The 1,358-nt window shown below is 66.9% G+C and carries 1 protein-coding gene; it reads right to left on the bottom strand.

Features of this window, described 5'->3' with window-relative positions; translation table 11 throughout:
* A partial coding sequence (gene metG, locus AC1DOC_RS33805; protein ID WP_478131585.1) for a methionine--tRNA ligase occupies positions 1–1,358 on the bottom strand: 1,358 nt, incomplete at both ends.

Below are 1,358 nucleotides of genomic sequence, written 5' to 3'. Positions count from 1 at the left end.
TCGCGAAGTCGTCGATGGTGATGGCGGGCGCGATGGCTTCGCCGCCCGGCAGCGATTCTTCTGCCGCGGCGGCGGCCGGTGCGGGCTCTGGCGCGTCGAACAGCTTGTCGACCATCTTGGCGTCGGCACGCTGCATCAGGTGCTTGTATTCGCCGATGGCGTGGCCGGCCGGCAGGCTCTGCGCGGCATCGGCCCAGGCGAGCGGCYCGATCCGGAGGAAGGCCTCGACATTGGCGGYGAGCGCCGGCAGCACCGGCTTCAGGTACAGCGTGAGCAGGCGGAAGGCCTCGATGCACACGGTGCACACGTCGTGCAGCCGCGCTTCCTGGCCTTCCTTCTTGGCCAGTTCCCAGGGCTTGTTCTGGTCGACGTACTCGTTCACCTTGTCGGCCAGCGCCATCACCTCGCGCAGCGCGCGGGCGTAGTCGCGGCCGTCGTAGAGCGAATGCAGCTGCGGCGCTGCATCGCGCAGCGCGAACAGCAGTGCGTCGCCGTCGGCCGACACCTCGCCCAGCTTGCCGCCGAAGCGCTTGCCGATGAAGCCCGCCGCGCGGCTCGCGATGTTGATGTACTTGCCCACGAGGTCGCTGTTGACGCGCGCGACAAAGTCTTCGGGGTTGAAGTCGATGTCCTCGTTGCGGCCGTTGAGCTTGGCCGCGATGTAGTAGCGCAGCCATTCGGGGTCCAGGCCGATCGACAGGTACCGCAGCGGGTCGATGCCGGTGCCGCGKCTCTTGCTCATCTTCTCGCCGCTGACCGTCAGGTGGCCGTGCACGTACACCGCGTCGGGCGCCTTGCGGCCGCTGAAGTGCAGCATCGCGGGCCAGAACAGGGTGTGGAAGGTGATGATGTCCTTGCCGATGAAGTGCACCTGCTCCAGGTCGGGGTCGGCCATGTACTCGGTGTACGAGATGCCGTCGCCGCCAAGCTCGATGCAGCGCTTGTCGAGCAGGTTCTTGAGCGAGGCCAGGTAGCCCACGGGCGCGTCGAGCCACACGTAGAAGTACTTGCCCGGCGCATCGGGAATCTCGATGCCGAAGTAGGGCGCGTCGCGGCTGATGTCCCAGTCGCCGAGGCCGCCCTTGCCTTCGTCGTCCTTGTAGAGCCATTCGCGGATCTTGTTCTGCACTTCGGACTGCACGTGGCCGGGCGCGGCGGTCCATTCCTTCAGGTAGGCCTCGCAGCGCGGGTCCGAGAGCTTGAAGAAGAAGTGGTCGGAGCTGCGCAGCTCGGGCTTGGCGCCCGACAGCGCCGAGTAGGGATTGATCAGCTCGGTGGGCGCGTAGACGGCGCCGCASACCTCGCAGTTGTCGCCGTACTGGTCCTTGGCGTGGCAGTTGGGGCACTCGCCCTTGATG

Source organism: Variovorax sp. 01T439_2 (assembly GCF_056398445.1).
The sequence above is the reverse complement of the archived record's forward strand: the minus strand, read 5'-3'. Positions and strand labels throughout refer to the sequence as shown.